The organism is Vallitalea longa (assembly GCF_027923465.1).
Classification (GTDB): Bacteria; Bacillota; Clostridia; order Lachnospirales; family Vallitaleaceae; genus Vallitalea; species Vallitalea longa.
Window position 1 is genome coordinate 91,808 of the sequence record NZ_BRLB01000001.1, and the last position, 25,996, is coordinate 117,803.

18 protein-coding genes are annotated in these 25,996 nt (G+C 30.6%); 4 read left to right on the top strand and 14 right to left on the bottom strand.

The genetic code is table 11. The features are described 5' to 3' along the window. Positions 1 to 90 precede the first annotated feature (90 nt). The 4 genes from QMG30_RS00400 to QMG30_RS00415 form a co-directional block, all read right to left on the bottom strand. Positions 91 to 921 (bottom strand): carbohydrate ABC transporter permease, encoded by an 831-nt coding sequence (locus QMG30_RS00400; protein ID WP_281811052.1) that lies wholly within the window; start codon positions 919 to 921, stop codon positions 91 to 93. A gap of 18 nt (positions 922 to 939) precedes the next feature. Then, positions 940 to 1,815, bottom strand: a complete 876-nt coding sequence (locus QMG30_RS00405) for a carbohydrate ABC transporter permease (RefSeq protein WP_281811053.1) — start codon at positions 1,813 to 1,815, stop codon at positions 940 to 942. 319 nt (positions 1,816 to 2,134) lie between these two features. Beyond that, on the bottom strand, positions 2,135 to 8,071 hold the full coding sequence (locus QMG30_RS00410) for a LamG-like jellyroll fold domain-containing protein (protein WP_281811055.1): 5,937 nt from the start codon (positions 8,069 to 8,071) through the stop codon (positions 2,135 to 2,137). A 131-nt stretch (positions 8,072 to 8,202) separates the two neighbouring features. After that, entirely contained in the window at positions 8,203 to 9,564 is a 1,362-nt protein-coding gene (locus QMG30_RS00415; protein WP_281811057.1) for an ABC transporter substrate-binding protein, read from the bottom strand. A gap of 238 nt (positions 9,565 to 9,802) precedes the next feature. On the opposite strand from QMG30_RS00415, the gene QMG30_RS00420 reads away from it, so the two are divergent. Together QMG30_RS00420 and QMG30_RS00425 are read left to right on the top strand one after the other, a co-directional pair. Continuing rightward, complete coding sequence (locus QMG30_RS00420; protein WP_281811059.1) at positions 9,803 to 10,153, top strand: CidA/LrgA family protein; 351 nt, start codon at positions 9,803 to 9,805, stop codon at positions 10,151 to 10,153. Continuing rightward, positions 10,154 to 10,855 (top strand): LrgB family protein, encoded by a 702-nt coding sequence (locus QMG30_RS00425; RefSeq protein WP_281811061.1) that lies wholly within the window; start codon positions 10,154 to 10,156, stop codon positions 10,853 to 10,855. A 51-nt stretch (positions 10,856 to 10,906) separates the two neighbouring features. On the opposite strand, the gene QMG30_RS00430 is transcribed toward QMG30_RS00425, so the two are convergent. Continuing rightward, the gene (locus tag QMG30_RS00430) at positions 10,907 to 12,271 is read right to left on the bottom strand and encodes a peptidoglycan DD-metalloendopeptidase family protein (protein WP_281811063.1); all 1,365 of its coding nucleotides are present in this window, start codon (positions 12,269 to 12,271) and stop codon (positions 10,907 to 10,909) included. A 517-nt stretch (positions 12,272 to 12,788) separates the two neighbouring features. Here QMG30_RS00430 and QMG30_RS00435 point away from each other — a divergent pair. Further along, positions 12,789 to 13,808 (top strand): DUF2804 domain-containing protein, encoded by a 1,020-nt coding sequence (locus QMG30_RS00435; RefSeq protein ID WP_281811065.1) that lies wholly within the window; start codon positions 12,789 to 12,791, stop codon positions 13,806 to 13,808. 154 nt (positions 13,809 to 13,962) lie between these two features. On the opposite strand, the gene QMG30_RS00440 is transcribed toward QMG30_RS00435, so the two are convergent. Next, a complete protein-coding gene (locus tag QMG30_RS00440) occupies positions 13,963 to 16,176 on the bottom strand; it encodes a glycoside hydrolase family 2 protein (protein WP_281811067.1) in 2,214 nt (737 codons plus the stop codon). A 134-nt stretch (positions 16,177 to 16,310) separates the two neighbouring features. Here QMG30_RS00440 and QMG30_RS00445 point away from each other — a divergent pair, with 134 nt between their 5' ends. Continuing rightward, positions 16,311 to 17,123, top strand: coding sequence for an AraC family transcriptional regulator (locus QMG30_RS00445; RefSeq protein ID WP_281811069.1), 813 nt, complete (start codon positions 16,311 to 16,313; stop codon positions 17,121 to 17,123). 115 nt (positions 17,124 to 17,238) lie between these two features. On the opposite strand, the gene QMG30_RS00450 is transcribed toward QMG30_RS00445, so the two are convergent. The 8 genes from QMG30_RS00450 to QMG30_RS00485 form a co-directional block, all read right to left on the bottom strand. Further along, complete coding sequence (locus tag QMG30_RS00450) at positions 17,239 to 17,823, bottom strand: thiamine phosphate synthase (RefSeq protein ID WP_281811071.1); 585 nt, start codon at positions 17,821 to 17,823, stop codon at positions 17,239 to 17,241. A gap of 9 nt (positions 17,824 to 17,832) precedes the next feature. Continuing rightward, positions 17,833 to 18,987: a 2-iminoacetate synthase ThiH gene (gene thiH, locus QMG30_RS00455; RefSeq protein ID WP_281811073.1), complete on the bottom strand. Its 1,155-nt coding sequence runs from the start codon at positions 18,985 to 18,987 to the stop codon at positions 17,833 to 17,835. Between the two features lie 2 nt (positions 18,988 to 18,989). Then, a complete protein-coding gene (locus tag QMG30_RS00460; protein ID WP_281811075.1) occupies positions 18,990 to 19,757 on the bottom strand; it encodes a thiazole synthase in 768 nt (255 codons plus the stop codon). Positions 19,758 to 19,773: 16 nt separating this feature from the next. Continuing rightward, positions 19,774 to 20,577 (bottom strand): sulfur carrier protein ThiS adenylyltransferase ThiF, encoded by an 804-nt coding sequence (gene thiF / locus QMG30_RS00465; protein ID WP_281811077.1) that lies wholly within the window; start codon positions 20,575 to 20,577, stop codon positions 19,774 to 19,776. A 2-nt stretch (positions 20,578 to 20,579) separates the two neighbouring features. Continuing rightward, positions 20,580 to 20,774 carry a sulfur carrier protein ThiS gene (gene thiS / locus QMG30_RS00470; RefSeq protein ID WP_281811079.1) on the bottom strand — a complete coding sequence of 65 codons (195 nt, stop codon included), beginning with the start codon at positions 20,772 to 20,774 and terminating at the stop codon, positions 20,580 to 20,582. 238 nt (positions 20,775 to 21,012) lie between these two features. Further along, positions 21,013 to 22,734 carry an ABC transporter ATP-binding protein gene (locus QMG30_RS00475; RefSeq protein ID WP_281811080.1) on the bottom strand — a complete coding sequence of 574 codons (1,722 nt, stop codon included), beginning with the start codon at positions 22,732 to 22,734 and terminating at the stop codon, positions 21,013 to 21,015. After that, positions 22,731 to 24,488, bottom strand: a complete 1,758-nt coding sequence (locus QMG30_RS00480; protein WP_281811082.1) for an ABC transporter ATP-binding protein — start codon at positions 24,486 to 24,488, stop codon at positions 22,731 to 22,733. The genes QMG30_RS00475 and QMG30_RS00480 overlap by 4 nt, the downstream gene beginning before the upstream one ends. Positions 24,489 to 24,533: 45 nt before the next feature. Beyond that, positions 24,534 to 25,988: an ABC transporter ATP-binding protein gene (locus QMG30_RS00485; protein WP_281811084.1), complete on the bottom strand. Its 1,455-nt coding sequence runs from the start codon at positions 25,986 to 25,988 to the stop codon at positions 24,534 to 24,536. Positions 25,989 to 25,996: the final 8 nt, after the last annotated feature.

Genomic DNA, 25,996 nt, shown 5'->3' on the forward strand with positions numbered 1-25,996 from the left:
ACTTAATTATTATAATGTATACCACTTAATTACTTTTTATATTTTATTAATATATATTATACACTATTTTTAAGTTGATTTGTAGAACACTTAACCTTTCACTGCTCCAGCAACCATTCCGGATATGATATATTTTTGACCTATAGCATATATTATGATTATTGGTAATATCGCATATAAAATAGTCACACTGACTAGATTCCAACTTGCTGTAAAAGTACCATAAAAATTATAGACTTGCTGTACAATAACTGCTTTTGAAGGATCAGGCAACATATAAAGTGGTATAGTGAAGTCATTCCAGACATTAAGGAAATTAATCATAACAACCGTTACAGTAACTGGCTTTACCATAGGAAATATTACAGAAAAAAATATTTTGTTAGCAGAAGCACCATCCATTATTGCAGCTTCATCCATTTCAACGGGTATACTATTAATAAAACCATAGTATAAGAATACACTAAGAGGTAATATAAGTGCTGTACATAAGAATATTACTCCAACACGTGAGTTATAAAGATTTAACCATCTCATAACTTTTACAACTGTAACCATATTAACAGGAAACATTAACCCTAATGAAAAATAAATATAGATTCCTCGATTAACACGTGTCTTATTTCTAGCAAGAACAAAAGCACATAAGGACGAACAGATGACACTAATAGTTACAGCTCCACCACTAAGTAAAAAACTGTTCATATAAGACCTTGGTATATTCCCTACTTCCCATACTTTCTTGAAATTTTCCAAATGTATAGATTTAGGTAAAGACAAGCTCATATTAAGTGCTTCATTAGTTGTCTTGAATGCATTAAATAGAACTATCAAAAATGGAGTAATCACTATTAATGATATTATCCATGCAAGTAATCCTTTTAATAAATTAATTAACTTCGTTTTTGTTTTACCGTTCATTTTCTTAACCCTCCCCAACTAAGCATCGTTATCTTTATTAGTCAACTTTAATGTAATCAGTCCAAAAATTGCAGTTATAAAAAATACGATAACACCATAAGCAGTTGACATACCATATAGTTTCTTACCAAATTCTTTGTAAACAATTGTATTAATAAGTTCTGTTGAACCTGCTGGACCTCCTCCTGTTAATACAAAAATTATATCAAAAGCTTTTAAGCCTTGTGAGAGGTTCAATAAAAGATTGATTGCGAAAGATGGCATCATACGTGGCAAAGTTATGTAAATAAGTTGTTGCCAAGCAGTTGCACCGTCTATTGAGGCTGCTTCATAATAAACTGCATCAATCAATTGAAGACCAGCTAAATAAATTACCATATTAAATCCTGTCTGTCTCCATATCTCAACGAACATTGTTGTTCCAAGTGCCGTAGATTTAGTAGTTAACCATGGGACTGCTATATTATCTAATCCCAAGCTTATCAATAACTGATTGACAAAACCATTAGTCATAAATAAAGATCCAAATATCAGACCAATGATTAATGGTGAGAGCATAGAAGGTAAAAAGTATATTGACCTTAAGACATGTCTTGTTTTCAAACCTTTATTCACCAGTAAAGCAAGTGCAAAACCTATAATGTTTTTGAATACAGTAGTTATCAAACCGAAATAGATTGTTCGTAGAATAATGCCTGATAATTCTGGAGTAGTAAATATCTTCTTAAAATTACTGAACCCAATGAATTTAGAAACCTCTCCTGATAATTTTATTGCATTCCAATTAGTAAGCGAATAATAAAAACCTAAAATAACAGGTATTATAAATAGTATTGTATAAAAAGCTAGTGCCGGTATTGTAAATCCCTGACGATATATTTTTTTAGTAGCCATATTGTACCTCCAAGACTTAATATTAATCTAAAATTCTCTTACGTCTAACTCAAGATTTTTCATGGTTTCTTCATCAAAATTCCCCCTCATCATTCTCATCATTTAAGAACTTTATCTTTGTATATAATTATATTTTAATGATTACTTGATTTCCATGGATTGTTCTTACTTGCTTTGTGTAAATATTTTACCTTGTTATATGAATTTTTAGGATAATAAAAGGACCTTAATTTCATATCAAGGTCCTTTGTAATAATTTGATTTATTGTATTAATACAACATACTTACTTATATATGATAAATGTTACATGTACATCATTTATTTATTTTCTCCAAAATCAGTATTTCTGAATTTCGGTGAAGTCGCGTTTTCATTGTAAGGCCACATGTTCGCAAATAGTCCAACGTATGAATCATTGACAATATTGACATTATCTCTATACTCTAGTTGAAGTACATCATCAATATAAACATTAATTAATCCATTTTGAAATTCCGTTTTTAGGCTAACCCAATCACTATCATCCATTATGTATTGTTGGGACTTCAGTATGCCTATTCCACTTTTTTCAATTGCAACCTTATTCTTGCTAATCAGTATTTCATATCCTTGTTGTTTTGCACCATCACTTGTATCATTTCCCCAACCGATAGCTAATCCCTGCTTTTGACCATTATCTGACCCTAAGAAAACATCAGCTTGAATAACCCCTTCTGACATAGTTATACCTTTTCTGATCAACACCTCATCTTTTCCAGTTACCGGAGCAATAAATTCACCATTTTCATTTAGAATCCATTCTGCATCTCTGACTGATAGATTTTGCCACTTGACCTCTAACTCACCTAGAACGTTCACAATCAATGGTTCAGATATATAGTCTACTCCATTAATCTGAGTTTTTGCGGTTATTGTTATATCTTGCGTTGTATTTGGTGTTTTTATGACTGTTATTGTTTGACTATCTTCATTAATACTAATCAGTGATGTATCACTTACATCATATATAATATTTTCATTATTAATATTAATATCGGGGTTTTCAGGAGTTACAGTAAATGCAACCTCATCTCCCTGTTTCATTTCTACACTGTTATTATCATTCACTTGTAAATTAAATTTCGTTGAACCGTCATTATTATTATCTCTACCATAAGCTTCAAGTTCTACAACATTTACATAAGATTTCATATTGGAATCATCAAGAGTATAGAAACCACTATTATATAGTCTTACATATCTACCAACTATAGGTTCATCAAATACGATATCATTTCCAAGTTCGGTAGAAACAAATAATTGGTCTTTACCATTACCCATACCCAATTCATTATTAATATCATTATTAAATACTGTAACTACATCAGAACTGAAATCTTCTTTGGTTGATACTTGTATAACAGTATCATAATATCTGAAACCAGCTTGACCGTATCCCATCTGACCATAAGGTCTATAGAATTGTGTGAAAGATATAGCATCAATAAGATATTCTTTTCCTAGATCAATCCCATACATTAATTTTCCTACATTGTCTTTTCTAGCCGACCATGGTGTATCTTTTCCAGCTAAATCTAGTGCCTTACCATCATTTATTCTATGCCTATCGGTCATATTATCACTGAATATGTCTTTACCCGTAGAGATATTGGTTGCTTTCCCTTTATCAAAACTTAGATTATTAGTAAATCTATCAATTTTTGTTTTGGATACAGCTTCATTGTAGAAAACAAATTCATCTACTATTCCATTAAATATATTATCTTCATCTATATCCGAACCAATATACATATTTGATGAACTATCTTTAACATTATCTTGTGTCCCTCTTGCTACCTCTATGCCATTTTGATAAAGAATAAAATTATTGTTATCTCGTATGACTGCAAAGCTATTGAATGCCTGCCGTTTTTCCTCAGCTAGGGCATCGTATTTTATAGATTTATTAGCTACAAGCTCTATATTATTTACATTGCCCAAAATATTAAGATGCAATTTTCCATCTTCAATATATAGATTCATTTGATTATCGGATAACAGAACTTGTTTCCCTGCCATTTCATATTCATCATTCAGATCATTATTATCTCTTGGTTGATATTTGAACCAACCCATTATTGAATATGAATCTAATTCTTTTATAGGTGATGCAATTTTAATCAAATTATTTTGTGTCTCATTGATGTATATTCCCTTATCAAATGGTGTGTATAATCTCATAAAATCTCCATTTGCCATATTGCCAATGTTACCTGATAGCCCATCAATGATTTCATTACCATCTTCTTCATCCATAGAATATATACTGACTGCTGATTCATATTCATCAAGTAGCTTGAGGTTATCTTTTGCTTCATTCACTGAGATTAATTTATTTACTGCTTCATTGGCATCATAATCATCGTTTTCCAATATAGTCTTTAATTGAGTAAAAGCATCTTCATATATACTATAACTATTATCTGTATAATATTTCTTATTGATGTATGCAACCTTAGCCAAAGCATTTTTAAAACCTATAGAATTAGAATAATATAAACCATTTACTTGTTCTTGTGTTAAACCTATTTTGAATATCTCAACATCACTTATTAATCCGTTATAGAAAAATATTTTATCTCCACCTGCAGAATTAGTTATAGCACCTAAATATAATGCATTATGATAATTACCTATTACTCTTTCTGTACTTATTTCTGCAGCTACATCACCATTTAAATACATAGCATACGAATTTCCATTACAGCTAACTATGATGTTATTCCACTCACCTAAATTAATACTTTTTTTACTTATCAAATTGACTGATTCAGCATTATCGGAGTTACTGATATTAAATTTCGGTATACCATCTTCAATATAAACAGTAAAATCGTTTTCAGCTATTTCATCTTGACCTTGACTCATTATTATTTGTTTTGATATATCAGTCGTATTTATCCACATACTTATTGAATAGTCACTGTCATTCTTGATTAGATTAGTTCCTAAGTCTGCATATGCTCTTTTACTTGAATCAAACTTAGTAACATCTCCAATTACATCCTTAACGATTGTTGCATTTTTTATAGTAATTTGTTGCTGATTAATTATCTCAGGTGTTTTATCATTAACAATACTATCTAAAGGATATCTACTTATATAACCATACATTACATTATTATCCTCAGTATCAACAACATTACTTGCTGCTGATCTGTCTTTTACGTTTTTGACTGTTAATGTATATGTTTTCATTGGAATCAGATTATCTACGGTTAATGTAACCTCATTTTCATGTACCTCACTGTTTATTACATTGATGTTCTCTGTAAATGTATAGTTCTCAATATTGCTTCCTGACATTTCATCAATCGGCTCATTAAATATTATCTTGATTTTATTTTGTTCTAAAGGAATTACATTAATTATGTCTGGATTTACTGTATCAACTAAAGTTTCTGCAACAAACTCATCACTCTTGGTTCCTTTTGTGTCTGCTACTACTGCTTCTACTGTATATTTAAATGTAGCATTTTCAGGTAATGTTTCATCCCTATAAGTATTGGTAATAGAACTACCTACTAGCTCTCCATTTCTGTATATATTAAAATAATCAACAGCAGGTTCATCAGGACATATTTCACCATTTTGAATAACTGTTACTTCAACATCTTTATCCCAAGAAAAAGAAATAGAATGTTCAGTATTAGATGTTAAAACAACATCATTGACTTTTCCTATATTTATTTTTGTTTCAGGTACTTGTCCTTGCTCATAAATTGTATAATATGTAAATGACATTGGTGGCAAAGTGACTTCTAGCATAACATTTCCATTTGAATCAATTGGCATATTTTGAACATTCGTACCTTCTTTTACAAAATCTGCTTGACCTCTTGTAATACCAATTTCAGGTGTTTCATTACAATAATTTGGTTCTTCACTTGGAATCCATGAATAATTAGGAGGCCATTGCCCATAACGTTTTACATTTTTACCAAGAGAACCTTTTAGAGGTATATTGGGATAAGTCATATCAGTAAGTCCTGTATAATACATAGGTACAGTAATTACTTCTGTCCTCTCTTCATCTGACTGATTGTATACCCACAGTAAACCTTTTTCACCATCATTCTGAGAATTGACATGATAGAGTGTATCTAATTTAGTTGTTGATTGTCTATTTGAGTTTTCTGGATACATAGCTTGAGAAATTTTGATCATATCAGAATTAATAATTCCTCTATGTCTCTTATAGAAATCAACCCATTTTTTCATTATTGGCAGAGATTCATCATCAAATAAACTATCACCTCGATAATCTGATGTAACACCATTACCTAAATTCTGAGCTAATACCCAATTATAGTCATCCAAATGTTCACGAAATGGTTTAAAAGCTGCAGCATCACCACCTCCGTGATATTGGACAAATGGTATATGAGACCAACTTAGAGAAGTATTCTTTCCATATGATGAATTATATATGATTTGCCTGCCATATAGAAGTTGTTCATGTCTCGGTTGACTCCAAGCTATTTCTTCATATCCAATAGCTCCTTTGTTTCCACCATTCAAATAATACCATGCAGGTAATTTTACATATACATCTAAATCTCTCATTGTTTTAGTCAACGTTCTAACTGCATTTTCCCACTGTTTTACTACAGAATCATAATAACCGTTATGTACCTTATATTTTGATTCGTTTCCTGTCGTTGTGCTTGACGAATCACCAGGATCTGTCTCTCTATCTTTATTTATATGTTCTTCTCCATTATCACAAGCACTGCCTGGATAAGCACCATCGATTTCAACACAATCAACACCTGTATATTCAACAAAGTGTTTAAAATTATCCCAATAATCATCAAAGGCAGCACTAGCCATACACCATGTTCCCCATTGTCCTATATCGTTAGAACCATATGATGCTCCATTATTTCTATATTTCCCTAAAGTATATTGTGCTTGATATATACCAATATCAATTCCTTTAGTATGAGCATAGTCTATCAGGTCCTTATAATGATTTAATCTATCCGTATTTCGGGTAAGCATAGATTCTGACATGTCTGGTGCAGCATAAGATTGGATAATCATTTCAAAACCTGCTTCTGCTGCATGATCTATAACCTCTTTAGTCAATCTTTGAGTACAATGAAATGTTATTGGATTATCTGTAGTCCATGGGAATAATTTTTTATACATACCTTTTATTTCTTTACATTTATTTTCAAACCAATATGTACTATGTAATAATTCATAAACATCAAATGTTATAAATTCTTCATCTTTATTTAATTCATACCCAGGACCTATTTCATAACATGCATGTACCATATCTGGCAGTTCTTTAAATGCACTATTCTCTTTTTCGTTTTTACAACCACATGGAAGTTTTGTGTTAATTGGTACCGTAGATTCAGTCCCACAAGTATACGTCGTTTCCATATGAATTTGGTCTTTCATATCTTCTTTGGCATTTAGTACTTCTGGTGCTAATTTTCCTACTGTAATTACATGTTCTGATGTATTACATATTTCAACACGCTTTTTCATCGCTGAAATACCATCATACATTTCATATATTACTTTAATATTAATTCCTTGATAAGCTTCTTTAAATGTATCTGGCGCTCTAAACTTGAAAACTACTCTCTTACCTGATGGTGGCCACTCACCAACCGATGGATCACTATATAATTTACTAGGAGTCCATTCAAATGGTTTTTCGCACTCATCATAGATTTCATATCCATCAAATATAAATGTATTGCTATTTTCTATCCCACCAACATAATAATACTCTGGATCCAAATTTATTGTCTTATGATTATAAATCTCATTATATGGTTTATCATAAAGTCCTATATATATATCAGGTTTTACTTCTTCTTTCAGAAATTCCTGCTCTGTATATAGATTCTTATAACTTTGTGAATAGAATTCTGTTGAGCCAATCTGGGGAATATTGAATTTTCTTTCAATAACAGCATTCTTCATGATAATAGAATTTTCATTTTTAATAACCGTGGTAGGCATATCGTTTGTTGTTTCAAGCCAAAATTCTTTACCCTCTTTTGTTACTGCTTCTTCTAGGTTATGGATTTCAATTCCGTTTTCATCCATATAAGGTGTTGCTATGAAACCTTCATCTTGGTTAGCTCTTTCCTGAGCATTTACTGTTAAAGATATTGATGGTATTAATGAACTAACTATCATTGTAATACTAATTAAAAATACTCTAATATAATTTTTAAAATTATTCAACATATAGTCCTCCTTAGTTCAAAATTATAAAATCACAAAATCTTTTCATAAACACATAAATATAAAAATAAGGCTTAAGGAGAGCTATACGAATCAACTCTCCAACCATACCTTTATGTTCATATAAAACCTTAATTTTCTGATGCCTCAAAAAGTGTAGCTCTATAGTTATCAATATTAGTGATGAATTCATCAACAGTTGTAGTTCCTTCTGCGAAACCTTGTAGATATTTATACATATCTGGGTCCCAATACAGTATGTCCCTCATCATCATTACTGGTACATCTGCTCCACCTGATAATTCAATGATTTCGTTTGTTGCATCAGTAGGTTTAACTGAATTGACACCCATAAATGAAGCACTGACAAGGTCACTTCTAGCACCATAGTATTCTTCAAGATTATCTTCTCTTGATAAGAATTCAAGTAATTCTTTACATAAATCAATGTTTTTACTATTTTTGTTAATATATTTTGATATTCCTCCACCATTAGAAATACCTTTTGTATTTCCTGCTATAGGAAGTGGAAACATTCCCCATTCATCTGTACTTTCTTTTTGTTTCAGTTCAGATACGTAAGCGCTATATGTAAACATCATAACCGTATCACGATTAACCATTGAAGGATAGCTCCCGAACCAATCCTCAGATTGTCCATCATTAGTATAATATTTTGGTTTTCCATCTTCTTTTGCATTTAACAATTCATATAGCTGTGATAATCCTAATTTTAATTTTTCACTTGAAGCGAATTTATTGTCAGCTGTTTGATTTAATTTGCCAATAAAATCTGGATCTTCTTCAAACATAACAGGTGTCATAGCGTATATCCAACTTTGAGTATGCCATACCCCATTAATACTCTCATATAAAGGTATTTTTCCAAGTCCTTTTATCGTATCTAGCAATTCCATGAACTGGTCCCATGTTTTTGGTACTTCCAATTTATTTTCATCAAAATAAGATTTATTATATAATACTCCCTCAAAATCAATGCCCCATGTACTAAAACCATATAATGTATTTTTGTATGTATTAGCTGCAACAGCCCATGGCTCTAATCTTGAAACCCATTCTTCATCTGATAGATCAAGAGCTACCTCAGGGATACCTGCTGATACCATTGGTGAACCAGCTGAAAACATAAACATATCAACAGCATTACTTCCACCTGATAAAGATGTTCCAAGTAAAGTTTCATATCCATTATCTGGTGTCAGAAGCACTTTCACTTCGATACCTGTTTCATCCTGAAATTTCTTGAATAACGTACGATCAATATCTTTTATCCAATTTTGTGACGCCATCATTGTGATGGAACCACCTTTTTTCTTATCTGCTGTAGCTTTTGAATTATTGTCCTCAGATGCTTGTTCTTTAGAAGAATTGGTTTCTTTTGGTTCTGATGATTTAGTTGAACAACCTACAATCATTAGAATAATCATAGAAATAGATAAAAACATACTTAATACTTTTGAAAAGTTTTTCATCAAACTTCCTCCTCCATATTTTATATACTACTTTAATAAGATAAAATCATTCTTATCACAATAATAATTTTATAAAAATAATATAGTAATTACTATGGATAGTTTTTACCTTTAAGGTTAAATAATTTTACATATTGAAAAAATGAACTCTTGATAAAACCTAAATATCGTGCTATTATATTTTTTAAAATGGGTATGGTCATTGTACCACTCTATTTATACTGAAAGAAGGCAAAATATGAAACTACTAAGGCAATTCGGCATTATAATAGGTATTTTTCTAATTGGAGAACTACTGAACAAAATATGCCATGTCCCGATCCCGGGTAATATTCTTGGAATGGTAATACTTTTTGTTTTATTGAGTTTGAATGTTATCAAAGTGGAAGCGATAAAGGAAATAAGTGATTTCCTACTTAATCATTTAGCATTTTTCTTCATACCACCTGGTGTGGCATTAATCTCATCTCTTGATACATTGAGCTCTATATGGCTAAGTTTTTTATTTATAACAATTCTTACCACTGCTATCGTTATGAGTGTAACTGGTCTAACTGTGCAAAAAGTCATGAAAAGAGGTAAGAAATAAATGGAAGAAATAATAAATAATCCAACCTTTGGAATATTGATATCAATAGTTATGTTTGAAATCGGACTCTACATAAATAAGAAGACAAAATTAGCGATCATGCATCCTTTACTGATAAGTATAGGGTTGATAATAGGAGTGTTACTAATATTTGATATTCCCCTAGATTCTTATGAAAAAGGCGGAGACATGATATCTTATTTATTAGGTCCTGCGACCGTAATATTAGCTGTTCCTTTATATAAACAATTTCATTTGTTTAAACAAAATAAAAAACCTATCCTTATAGGTATCATAGTGGGAGTACTTACAACAATAACAAGTGTCTTTGCACTTTGTAAGGTTTTTTCTTATGAACAAGAATTGTTATACACACTTATCCCGAAATCAATTACTACACCAATTGGTATAGAAGTTGCTAATAGCATAGGTGGTATTCCATCAATAACTGTAGTTGCAATTGTACTGACTGGAATAACTGGTGCCATAATCGCTCCTATAATATTAAAGCTTTTTAGAATAAACGATAAAGTTGCAATAGGTATTGCAATAGGAACTTCATCTCATGCAGTTGGAACTTCAAAAGCTATGGAAATGGGAGAGATAGAAGGAGCTATGAGTGGTTTATCCATTGGTCTAGCTGGAATAATAACTGTATTATTCAGTTCATTATTCGTTAGAATTCTAGAATTGTTTATGTAAATAAATCAAACCCGAGTAATTATTATTTACTCGGGTTTTACTTTTTTATAATTAATATATATATTTAGTTGGGTTTTGTGGAACTCCATTTTTACGTATTTCAAAATGCACATGTGGTCCTGTACTATTACCTGTACTACCTGAAGCGGCAATAACATCGCCTCTGGATACTTTTTGTCCTTTTTTGACATATAATCTGCTGTTGTGTGCATAATAAGTAGTATATCCGCTACTATGGCTTATTTTAACTAGATAACCATATCCTCCACTCCATCCAGCAAATATAACTGTTCCACTCTCCGAAGCTTTTACTCTTGTTCCAGTTCTTACACCTATATCAATTCCTGTATGGAATGAACCCCATCTTGATCCGAAAGGAGATGTAATCATACCATATACTGGCATACCGAAAACAGGAAGAGTTCTAGTTCCAACTGCTACTATTTTTTTAACTGGTTCTTTTATGATTTTTTCAGATATTATTTCTCTTTCTGATTCTAAACCATTAACATATGTAACATTTGATGTTATCTCTTTAATACCAGGTTCACCTTCTTGAATTACTTTTGAATATGATTTATATTGAGTATCATCATCTTTATATTCAACTGGTGTTTTAATATCTTCTTGATATGTAAGTTTTTCTTGTACTTTTACTGATAACACTGGTTTTGGTATCATTAAATTTAATTCTTGCCCTATATGTATTAAGCTATCTTGTTGTAATTGTGGATTAATCTTCAATAAGTCCGCTAAACTCATATCGTTATTTAACGCAATTTCATATAAAGTATCACCAGATTTTATTGAGTATGTAACTTTTTCATCTTTACTTGACTTTAATTGTTCTACCGCTTCTTCTTTTTCAACAACACTACTTGTCGCTACAAAAAGGGAAGCATCATCCACAGATTCAAGGAATTCAATATTTTCTACTTTAGCTGATGTATCATCTTTCAGATAACCACTTTTGACATCCTCTAATACTGATTCTGCTGTTTCTTTGTCTTTAACAATAACTTTAGTATCTTCATTAATTGATAATACGTTAGCTTTAACAAAAAAATCATCTTTATTATATAGTAGAACATTAAATAATTTATCTTCTAATTCCTGTTCAGTCATAAGAACTTGATCATCTTTATAAACAGGTAAAATATTAACTATATCATCTATTAGGATTGATGTATTCAATTCATATTCCAAACGTAATTGTATATTGTTGATTACTTGTTCCATAATTTCTTTATCTTCTATAAAACCTACTTGATTATTTTTATAAGAAACATTATATATCGTACTAGATTGATCGTTCATATTAGCTTGAATAAGTACTGTAGCAAATATTAGTGAAAAGAATATAACGATTAATGCAACCGTATTTCTACCAATAGTCTTCATATTAATATGACACATAGTTCTCCTCCATATTAGTTTTATTTTTATCAATTATTTATTATAAAAAATACCTATTTATTATCTTCTTAAAATGTTAATTATTCTAATGCTCAATCTGTTCTTTTCTATGTATATATGACTTTTTCAAACACCCTCTTTTCTTATCTTCAAAAATATTAATTTTCTACGATATTTTGTCGAAATTCTACTTTATTACTTGCCTCTGTTCATTTATTACATAATTATAACATTCTTTTATCCAAACGTCAAACTTTTGTAACAATTTTTTGTAACTTTTTTGTAACATCTTGATTTCATTAAATTCTTTTTTATAGTATAATTAATATACGTAAAAGATATCACCTTTATCAATACCTTACTATTCTAATTAGATTTGCTTATAGAAACCCTTACAGAATTATAATAATAGTCTCTTCTGTTTTTTATCTTTGAAATACAAAGCGTAATTTTTCACTTTATTAATGATTGTTTTTTAGTATTAATAATAATTTTTAATATCCAGGGAGGTTATATTATGCAAAATGAGATTATTCATTCAGGTGAACTGCTTAATATTAACGGAGACTTAACTCAAAAAGGGTGGGCAAAAGAATTATTACTTCATTATAATAGACCTAATATTAGAACTTCCAAACTAAAAATCAAAGAATGGGATTACTATTGCATATTAAATGAAAAATTTGGTGTAGCCTTCACTATTGCTGATAATGGTTATATAGGATTAATATCTATAACATTACTAGACTTCCTTATACCAACCCAGTGGACAAAAACTATACTGATACCATTTCCTCTAGGTAAATTCAATATGCCTTCTACTTCACATAAAGGTAATGTTGTATACAATAACAAGAAATGCAGGCTAGAATTTATAAAAGAAGGGGAATACAGATATCTAAAAGTAAATATCAAGGAATTCAATAAAGTAGATACTCTAGAAGGTGAAATAACTTTACATCAACCTAATAATTTGGAATCTATGGTTATTGCAACTCCTTTCTATAAAAAACATCGATTCTATTACAATCAAAAAATTAATTGTATGAAAGCTTACGGAAATTTGATACTAGGCAATAAAAATTATAACTTCAATACTATACCTTCATTTGGGGTTTTAGATTGGGGGCGTGGTGTATGGACCTATTCTAATAAATGGTATTGGGGTTCTCTATCAGGTACAATAAACAACCAATCATTTGGCTTTAATATTGGATATGGCTTTGGAGATACTAGCAATGCAAGTGAAAATATGCTTTTCTACAAAGATAAAGCACATAAATTGGATAAAGTCACTTTTGTAATTCCTAATGATAGTTATGTGAAACCATGGACATTTACAAGTAACGATAATAGATTTGAAATGAATTTCGACCCTATAATAGACAGACATTCCAATTCAAATATTTTAGTAATCAAATCGAATCAGCATCAGGTTTTTGGATACTATTCAGGTAAAGTTATTCTGGATAGTGGTCAAGAATTAAAAGTAAATAATCTATTAGGTTTTGCAGAAGAAGTTACTAATAGATGGTAGTAAATAATAGTAATTATTCTAATTAAATTTACAAGTTCATTAAATTGATAACTCAACTTTCACACTTTAATATTTATGTCAGCAAATATAATTGAATCCATTGCATGACAACCATAGGTGTAAAAAGTTGAGTTATAATAATTATATATGAAGTTTACTGAACTGTAATTTTAATAGTATTAGCTTCAAAACGAGAACATTTTGCTTTTACGACAATATTGCCTTTTTTTCCAGTAGTTCTTATCCATACTCCGATGCATCCACCTATAAGACCTACTTTATCAGGTCCTATGACTTCTCCTTCACCTTCAACATCAAATTCTATTAATTCATTAATAAAAGGAAGTAAATTACCCTTTTGATCAACACATTTATACACAATTCTTGTAGTATCCCAGTCACCGCTATTCAATATAGTATCATCTGCTTCTCCTATAAGTTGAGTAGCTATAGGATTCTTACATAAATTATTTTCTATTACTTTTTGATCATTTATAAAACCAACGAATCTAACATCATCCCAAGCACTACCCCATTTGCTGAAATTAGTTTTTATAATTACTGGTGGATGAGGAAGCCCTCTGTAAGTATCTCTATCAGGATAGAAACTCTCAGTCATTTTATCTCCCATATACATATCTACTCTATCACAATTCGTATATATAGTTAAAGAACAGATACTTGAACCATCTCTTTCTCCATTAGTCCATATAGTTGCAGGCTCAAGTACAGGTTCTTTTTCTGGATCTTTTTGAGAACGATATACACCAGCTGCCATTTTAGGTATTCTAAACATATCCATAACACCATGATAACATATTCTATCACCAGAACCGAAATTATGGTGTGTATTATAATCAAAAGCACACCAACATATAAGTCCTGATATTGTACTATCCAGATATGTTTCATTATGTGCACATAAATGTCTATTAGCATGTTCTATAAGTCTTTCTTCTTTATCAAATCTCTTAGTAGGATACATATGACCTATTTTTTCAGTCACGAGATATGGAACTAAATGATCTAGACCTGTTATACTTTGCTGACGTCTTTGAGAAATATCAAAATCATTCATGGTATAGACATCTTCAAGTAATTCGCTATCGTTAATACATCTTATTCCTCCCGTTTGTCTAACATTATCTAGTCTGTGAGCGATTTCATTAGTTTTTACATAAAAATCATGATTATCTGGTGACTCATTTATCCTTACTCCCCATAAGATGATTGATGGATGATTGTAATCACGAGTTATCATTTCTTCAACATTATTACACGCTATTTCCTGCCAAGCTTTATCTCCTATATGTTGCCATCCAGGAGTCTCTTCTAATACCAATAATCCTATTTCATCACAACGATTGAGAAAATGTCTTGATTGTGGATAATGTGAGGTTCTAACAATATTAAGTCCCAAATCTTTTAATATATCAGCATCTTTCTCCTGAGCTCTTTTCGGCATTGCATAACCGACATAAGGGAAAGATTGATGACGGTTGAGCCCAACCAAATTGATATGTTTACCATTAAGATAAAATCCCGTTTCAGTAAATCCAGCAGACCTAAAACCAATAGTATTCACATACCTATCAATTGTTATATTTTCAGATATCAGTATAATTTCAACTTCATAAAGATTAGGATCATCTATATCCCACAAATTGATATCACTTAATTCAGATAGATCTATTAGAACTTTTTCTTTTCCTTCTTTAATTGTTTTTTCTTGTATCTTTGATTTACACAGATTTCCATTAGAATCTATTAGATTCAACTGGATAGTTAAATTCTGCTCCTGTTTCATATTACTACTAATATATACATCAGCTTCTAACTTCTTTTCATCACATAAAATATCTTTTGTTCTAACAAAAGCATGCTTGATATATACATTTTCAACAATCCTTAGTGAAACTTCACGATATATACCCCCATAACAGAGATAATCAATATATTTTCCAAAGGGAGGTATATCTTCTCTTTCTGTCGAATCAACCATAACAGTCAAAACATTTTCTTCATTAAATACTATGTAATCTGTAACATCAATAGAAAATGGTGTATAACCTCCTTTATGTTCACCTACATATCTTCCATTAATATAACACTTGGCATAAGTCATTACACCTTCAAAATCAACAAATATCATTTTTCCCTTATATTTATCTTCAACACAGAAATGTTTTCTATAACATGAAACAAATTGATAATCGTGTTCATCAAAGTAATTATAAGGTATTGTTTTATTTGCGTGGGGTAACATTACATTGTTGAATTTTGAATCGTCATATGTTTTATTAATATATTCCTCTTGAAAATTTTCAGTATACAACCAATCGCTATTAAATCTAATAATTTCCCTCATTTTTCTCCTCCTAAAAAGTAATCCATATTCATGTATATAATTATATTAATAATATATCAAATATAATTATCCTTGTATATCTAATAATTTTATGATATATATAATTATATGAAACTAATAATTGAGGTGTAGTCATGCAAAAAACTTTTTTCCCTGTTATCTTAGAAAAGCAAAAAAAATTACCTATCTATCTTACATCAGCAGGATGTGATTTTTATCAGGAAAGTGTTGATCGTACTTATGGTTTTCCATCTTATCATTGGATACAGTGTTCTATGGGTAAAGGTAAAATCAAAATAAATAATGAACGTATTATTTTAGAAAAAAACATGGGAATGATAATACATAAAGATGTACCTCATTATTATGAACCTTTATGTGAGAAATGGTTAACTGATTGGGTAACATTTGATGGCTTTGCAGTAAAACAATTACTTAACACACTTGGTTTCTATAAATCCAATTACTACTATATTAATGATATATCTGGAATAAGAGAAAAAATTGTCAACTGCATTGATATAGGTAATCATTATAACAACTACATAGAACTATCTATAATGAATTATGATTTTGTAATGACGTTACCTAAATACATCAATAGGAGTTCCTCACCTGACTATACAACGAAAATAGACATAGTTATAAATTATATTAATGATAATTTCTATAGCGCTCTTACTATAGATTCATTAGCTAATCTTATCAAAGTGACTCCTCAATATTTATGCAATATATTTTCTAAAGCTACTAATAAAAGACCTTTTGAATATGTTAATGAGGTTCGTATACAAAAAAGTAAAGAATTAATGTTGAATACTAATTTTACTATACATGAAATAAGTAAAAAAGTTGGATTTGAAGATGCTAGTTATTATGGAAAATGGTTTAAGCGAATTGAAAAAATGACACCTGGTTCATTTAGAAAACATTATAAAGGATATTGATAAAACCTTAACTTTACCACCTAACATTTATTAAAAAGGTGGTAAAATTAAGTTATCGACTACTCTAAGTATTTGTATTTGAAATCGTTCTTTTATAATAATATATAATCTAATTTCAACGCCCAAAAGTATTAATACATTGAATAGGACTAGAACAATTCATTATTTCGGACATTATGCACATCCCTTTTGCACCGGTTTTTAATATCTCACTTTTTTTATCGCTAGTGATTCCTCCAATTGCAAAAACCGGAATCTTTATTTTACTGCAAATTCCTTCCAAGAAGCTCAATCCTCTAGGAGGAACTCCCTGTTTACATGATGTAGAATATATATGTCCAGCTATTATATAATCAGCACCTAACTTCTGTGCTTCCATAGCTTCCTCCATGGAATGCACAGAAGCTCCCACATTATCAAATATATCCAACTGAATTTTGTATTTCCTAAGTTCCATCATAGATAAATGTATATTAGGAATACATAATTTCAATGCTACTTCGATATTATGATTAATTATTAGCATTACTTTACTATTACTACATATATGCTTTACTTTAATAGCTAAAGCTTCATATTCACAAAGAGCTAAATCTTTTTCTCTTAACATAACAGCATAAGGCTTTCCTTCTGCAATCATATTAATCCTATCCAAAAAATTGTCTTGGCACAGTTTTCTATTGGTTACACATATAAGCATAATCTTCTCCTAAACATAAATATAATCTCTATAAACAGGTTGTAAACCTTTATCTAGAATCATATTGTGTACTTCACTAACATTACGTGGGTCAGAGATTTCAAATTGTTCATCACCTTTTTGATCTTCACCATGTCCTCCCACACTAACTTTAACTCCTGCTGATATTTTAGTGGCTACCATACCGACAACATTATTACGGAAACCTGCTCTTTCCCTAGTAGAAATAGTTATTCCTGCAAATGGCATAAATAATCTATAAGCCAACATTACTTGCAATAGTTGAGTTTCATGTACATCCTTAGCATTATTTTCTTCATTATTTATATAAGGTCGTAGTCTTGGACAAGAAAACGAAACTTCCGCATATGGATATTTCTTCTGTACAGAATATGCGTGTAACCCTGCTGCAAATGCATCTTTTCTAAAATCATCAATACCCAATAACGCACCAAATGATACCCCTCTCATTCCTCCTAATAATGCTCTTTCTTGTGCATAGAAACGATATGGGAAAATTCTCTTGGCACCACTAAGATGTACCTGCTCATATTTATCAGTATTATATGTCTCTTGATAAACTGAGACAAAATCAGCTCCGCAGTTATGTAAATGCACATATTCATCAATATTTACAGGATATACTTCTATTCCTACTGTAGAAAAATATTTTGATGCTAATTTTACTGCTTCTCCAATATACTCTACACTAGAAGTACTTCTTGATTCCCCTGTCAATAATAAAATTTCCTTCAAGCCTGTTGATGCTATATTCTTAAATTCTTGATCTATTTCTTCTAGAGTAAGCATACCCCTGTGAATTTTGTTTTTACAGTTGAACCCGCAATATACACAATGATTCTCACAATAATTAGCTATATATAAAGGTGTAAACATAGTGACTGAATTACCAAAGAACTTTCTGGTTCTTAGCGTTGCAAGTCTTGCCATTTTCTCTATATATGGCATAGCTTGTGGTGATAATATTGCTGCAAAATCATCTATTGAAAGTCTTTCCTTCTCCAATGCTCTTTCTACGTCTTTAGAAGTGTATTTACTATAATCATATTCATTGACTATTGACAATACTTCTTCCATCATATTGGATTCTATAACATCCATACCTTCTAAATATTCCATATGATTTACTTTTTCTCTATTCATAATCAATCCTCCAAAAATCCAGTCAAAGGACTAGATGCTTCAGCCTTATTTTCTAGTACTCTTCCAAGCCCTGCAAGATAAGCAGCACGTCCTGCCTTAATTGCATTTTTAAAAGCTTCTGCCATTGTATATATATCATTGGCCGTAGCAATTGCAGTATTACACATTACTGCATCTGCTCCCATTTCCATAGCCTCACATGCTTGAGATGGACGTCCGATACCAGCATCTACAATGATAGGTATATCTATTTCATCAATTAATATTTGTATGAAATCTTTAGTACATAAGCCTTTATTACTTCCAATAGGTGAACCTAGAGGCATTATGCTAGCAGCCCCAGCATTAACCAATGCTCTTGCAACATTAAGATCCGGATACATGTAAGGCATTACAACGAAACCTTCTTTTGCAAGTATTTCTGTAGCTTTAATAGTTTCATAATTATCTGGAAGTAGATATCTAGAATCATTAATCACTTCTAATTTAATGAAGTTTCCACAACCTATCTCTCTTGATAATCTAGCTATCCTTAGTGCTTCTGAAGCATTTCTGGCACCTGAAGTATTAGGTAGTATTGTTATACCTTTTGGTATATAATCTAATATATTTTCTTGTCCTCCTACATTGGAACGTCGAAGTGCTAGAGTTACTATTTCCGCTTCTCCTTTATTAACAACTGCATCTATCATATCTAAATTAAACTTACCAGATCCTAATATAAATCTAGAATTAAATTCATGTCCTCCAATATTTAATTTATCATTCATCACAATACATCCTTTCCTATATATCTTTTATTCCTAATAATAGTCTTAGTACCATATTAGCTTGATGCCCAGCACATATATTTACTCTTGGTGCCATCAATCCTTGTCCAATCTTTGCTTCGTTCTCCAAATCACCACATACATAGAGGTTTTTTATTGGATTAGTAGTCTGTATCATATTAGAACTATCATATCCAGCCATACCTGAAGCTGCAACAATATATGCATCTTGTAATTTTTCTAAGACTACATTTACAAGTATTGATTTTGCTTCTGGCCCATCAAAAGCTTCGCAAATGATATCATATCCCGTAAAGAGTTTCACAATATTATTTTCTGTTACTTTTATATTTCTCGTCTCTATCTCAACATAAGGATTGATTTCATTAATTTGTTTTTCTAAAGCTTCTGTTTTATACATACCTAAATGACTTATATTATAATGTTGCCTGTTAAGATTACTTGGCTCAACAACATCATAATCAACTAATAATAGTTTTCCTACTCCTGTTCTTGCAAGCATAATTGCTATATTAGACCCTAGACCACCTAAGCCTGCTACTACTACTTTTCCCTTTTTGATTCTGTTATGTACATTAGGGGTATGCCTTGCTGTAAGCATACTTTCAAGCTCATCTTTACCAGGCATAGTTCCTTTTTTTATAATGGTTACTATATCATTTGCTTGTATTTCATTATCTTCTTGCAGTTGGTAACCATTCAATATAACAATATCATTTTCTCTTCCTATTCTCTTACGAAGAGAAAATGCTGTTCTTTCATTAGTATCCATTATCTTTCCATTTATGTTTATTTTCATTATCAACCTCCTCCAACAAAACTTACAATTTCAAGAGTACCTTTATTATCTAATATAATATTTTTATAATTACTCTTGGGAATGATGTTACCATTATATTCAACAGCAATTTTATTGATGTTATATTTGTTACTTATCAGATAATCGTATAGACATATATCTTCATCTAAATCAATATCAGTTCCATTCACTCTCATTATTCTGACACCTCCTATGATTGATTTAATATATAAAACATGGCTACTCTTTTTTGCATAGCAAATCTGTCGTTAGGAAAATTTTCTCCTAATTTAATAAAAAAAAGCACAAAATGAGATTTACACCCGCGGTGGTGTACCCCATTTTATGCTTATTGTTTTCTTTGAACCATATTTAATTAATTCATATTATAGATTATTTTAATCCTATAGTCAAGATTAAATATTGCAATAGCTATTATGCCATTATATTATCATTTAACTTTTGTTCAGCACTCCACATATTATAATACTTACCTTTTCTATCCAATAGTTGTCTATGTGTACCACTTTCTCGTATAATACCATTATCAACAACCAGAATATTATCTGCACCTTCGATAATAGATAATGTATGTGCTACCATAATGACAGTTTTCTTATCCCTAAGCAGATTAGATATAGCATTTTTTACTGCCAATTCATTTTCTATATCTAATGATGCAGTTGCTTCGTCAAGCAATATAATGGGACTATCTTTTATAATCGCACGTGCAATAGATAGCCTTTGTCTTTCGCCCCCTGAAAATAGATTTCCGTTTTCACCTACTAAAGTATCATACCTCAAATCTAATTGATTTATAAACTGTTCACAATTAGCTAACCTACAAGCTTCTTCTATTTCTTTATCTGTAGCTGATGGACGAGCATACCTTATATTATTCCTGATTGTATCATTAAATAGAAATACATCTTGGTCAACCATAGAAATCTGACTAAGCACCTTAACTGCATCTACATTTCTAGTAGATACATTACCAATCTTGATGTCTCCTGAATCAGATTCATAATATTTAGAAATCAAGTTTAGAATTGTAGATTTACCAGAACCAGAATCTCCTACTATAGCAGTAAGCTTTTTATCTTCTGCTGAAAAACTTACTCCATTTAGTACATTTTTGTCTCTGTCATAAGAAAATGTCACATCTTCAAATTCAATATCATGAACATTTGGTGTAAATTGTAAATCTCTTTCTACTTCTTCCTTTTCATCGATAATATTGTTTATATGCCATTTAGATATAGTTAGATTCTTGTAAGAAGTCAAATCAACAAATATTACCCCTGCCAACTTACATGAAAATATTGGAAGTAGGCTTAACATAAATAAAATTGGAGCATCGAAAGTATTAAGGCTATATCCATGCCAAGCAATTAATATCATTAAGGGAAGAGTTAACCATGATAATATACTGAAAACCATACCTATGGGTATTACATTTTTCTCATATACATAACTTATGTTACTGTATGAACGCATAGAATCTGTTACTACTTTATTCTTAGTACCTCCGATACCATACGCTCTAAAAGTTTGAATTCCAGTAATATATTCTACTATATTACTTACATTATTAGCCATCACACTGTTTTTTTCGTTACCATATTTCTTCACTGCACGGAAAGATACCCATAAAGTAGGTAATAACATCAGATCTCCAATAAGTATAATCATACCTGCCGGTACATAGATGGTACATACAAAAATAATCAACATCACTGAAAGTGCTCCGTTCTTAGCAATATCTCCTGCTTTATGTGTTAAGATTTTTTCGTAGTTATTAACATCATTCGTAGCTACATTTATATATTCACCTGTCTGTCCTTTAGTAAATCTAAATAATGGTATTTTCTTGATTTTATCTCCTAGAAACAGACGTATTTGTCTGCTAACGTCAGCTCCACCTATTTGTCCTTCAGTATAGCCTATACTATATATAATTATACGAATGAGAAATACAACACCGAGTGCAGCTGTAGAATTAAGCAGTAATTTTGTACTAAGATTGTTCTGCCATAATGCTCTTATACAATCCAATAAAACTATGAAATTACAACCCGACAACATTCCTTCTATTGTATTTAGAATCATTGATATATAAAAATGCTTATTCTTTTTTAGTACATTTACTTTATTCATGCTCTACCTCCTCCCATATGATATGATGTTTTTCTAGCTTGTTCATAATCATGCCATGCATCTTTGTAATACTTATTTTTACTTTTAACCTCTTCATGCTTACCCATACATGATATTGTATTATTTTCTACTACTGCTACTTTGTCACATTGTAGAACTACACTTAATCTATGAGCGACAATAATAACTGTTTTACCTTTACATAAATTATGTATAGCTTTGTCTATTTCCAATTGATTTTCAGGGTCAGCTGCTGAAGTGGCTTCATCAAGTATTAGGAGTGGTGCATTTTTGAGTATTGCCCTAGCTATTGCTATACGTTGCTTTTCCCCTCCTGAAAAACGTGATCCATAACTTCCGACAAGAGTATCATATCCGTCAGGTAAAGACATAATATAATCGTCTATCTGAGCTTTTTTAGCAGCCTCTCTCACTTGTTCAATTGTTGCCTCACTACCCATTCTGATATTTTCTATAACACTTCCTCTTGTTAGAAAAGTTTTTTGAAATACTATAGACACGTTTTTAAGAAGTTCTTCGTAATTTATTTCTTTAATATCTTTATTACCTATCAATATTTTACCTTTATTCACATCATAGAACCTTGCAATCAATTGAATGATAGTACTTTTACCCGCACCAGAACGTCCCACTATTGCTATTTTTTCTCCATCTTTTATGTTGATACTACAATTTTCTAATATATTGAGTTTATTATCATACGAAAAGGTAACATTTCTAAGTTCCACTGAATGTTTAGTTGGAAATTCAGTCCCTCCTTCATACGCAGGAATCTCTAGTATCTCCTCTGCTTTACGTATTCCATTTAAAACTTGAGCAAAATTAGAACCTAACTCTTGCAACGGACGTAATTCAGTTAGATACAGTGAACCTACTATTGCAAATAATATAAATACACTAGCAGATAAACTTCCTTTTAAAAACCAGAATCCTCCAATAGGAACAATCAACAATAATCCACATTCAACTATTACAATATACATTGCATAAGGAGGACCCATTTTACGTGAAATCTTTTTCCACACTGAATATTCATCTTCTACTGCATTTGAATATTTAGTAAATGATTTGCTTCCCATATTATACGCTTTTATTAATTTCATACCGCTTATGTACTCTATCATAGTTGAATTAAGACTTGCAATGGAATGAGATGCCCTTTCCATCATTTTGTCTGTACCTCTAAACATTATACCCATTATCAAAAATGCCAAGACAAGTGGTATAAGAGATATTAACGCTAATTTCCAATTGACGATACACAAATATATAAATATAGCTAATGGTCCGCTTATGTAAAAAACAAGTTCCGGTAGATGATGAGCTAAAAACAATTCCAGTTTTTCAATCTCTTCATTTAATACTGTTTTTATTTCTCCTGTATTACGTTCACTAAGGCTTCCCAATGGAACTTTGGACATATGATTTATAACCAAGCATCTTACCTTGAACAAAGCATTATATGCTCCCTTATGAGATAAGACACCAGATGTACCGAACAAAATAAATCTAATGATTATACCGAAGAAAAGTAATGTACAATAGTTTACAATCACTCCTTTTGTACAAGTTCCCGAATAAATGTTTTCCATAATCTTGTATACAGCATAATATGGAATTGTAGTGCTTAATCCACTAATCAAAGAACATATAACCGATAAATAGAGATAGTACTTGTCTTTACCAGCCCATTTTAATAATAATCCTATTAACTCTCTTTTGCTTTTATTCATTTTTTTACACTTCTTTCAATTTTATATCGAAAACAATCTATATAGTTATACAATAAAAAACTCACGTAATTTACTTCTAGTTTTTTCATTTAATGAAAAATCATCTAATAATTTACCATCATCAAAATGAATTACCCTGCTACAGACCAAAGAAATAAACTCATAATCATGAGTCACAAGAAAAATCACCTTGCCCATATTAGCTAATTTCTTTATTATTCCAACCACTTGTAACATACTATCATAATCAAGTCCACTAGTTGGTTCGTCAAACACAAGTATCTCTTTCTTACATATCATACTGACAGCTATTGCCGTTCTTTGTTTTTGACCTCCTGATAAAGTGTTCGGATGTCTATTTTTATATTCATATATCTTTAATTCTTTCATCACTTTTTCTATAAGCTCCATATCAGGATTCTTTATCCCAAAATGACATTCTTGTTCAACGCTCTCACTGAATAGTTGATAATTAACATCTTGCATAACCATATATGATAATTTTAGCCTTTGTTTTTTGTTAACTTTTTTACCTTTCCAACAAAAACCACCTTTACAGCCTTTATGCAATCCACATACACTTCTCAGAAATGTTGATTTTCCTGCTCCATTTTTACCGATGATTCCTATAATCTCTCCTCGTTCAGCACATATAGAAACATCTTGTATGATTACATTTTTTTTGTAGGATACTTCCACATTATTGATATCCAGTATACCTTTATCTGCTTTTCTATCTTTATTTGAAGGTACTACTTCTTCTAAGTCAGTGGTTCTGAATCCTAATCTCATTCTTTTATCAAAAGGAATATTCAAGAATTCATCTTTGTCATATATTTTTTCAACTCTTCCTTTTTCAATATGAACAACTCTATCTATAATATCTTTCAAATAATACAATCTATGCTCTGCTACTACTATTGTCTTGCCTTTTCTTTTTAACATGACCAATATGTTTTGTAACTTTTTTATTGCATTTACATCAAGATTAGAAGATGGTTCATCTAAAACATAAATATCTGGAGACATAGCATATATGGAAGCAAAAGCTATTTTCTGTTTTTCACCTCCTGATAATTCAAAAATACTTCTGTTCATCAATTCTTCTATATGTAAATCATTTTCTGCTTTTTTAACAGATTTTATTAATTTCTCATATGGATATGATAGATTTTCTATTCCAAATGCTACTTCACTATCTGTATCAACATTAAAAAATTGAGTCCTGGGATTTTGAAAAACAGAGCCGACTTTTTCTGCTATTTCATACATATTCATATTTGATATATTTTCATTATTAATACTTATATCTCCTTTTAATTCCCCATGATAGAAATGTGGAATCAAACCATTGATCAATCTGGTGATTGTAGTTTTTCCACAACCGCTTTTACCACATAGTAGAATACATTCTCCTTTTTTTATAGTTAGATTAATATCTTTTATTCCATTATCATCTTTTCCTTGATAAGAGAATGAAACATCTTTTAATTCAATCAAGATACTGC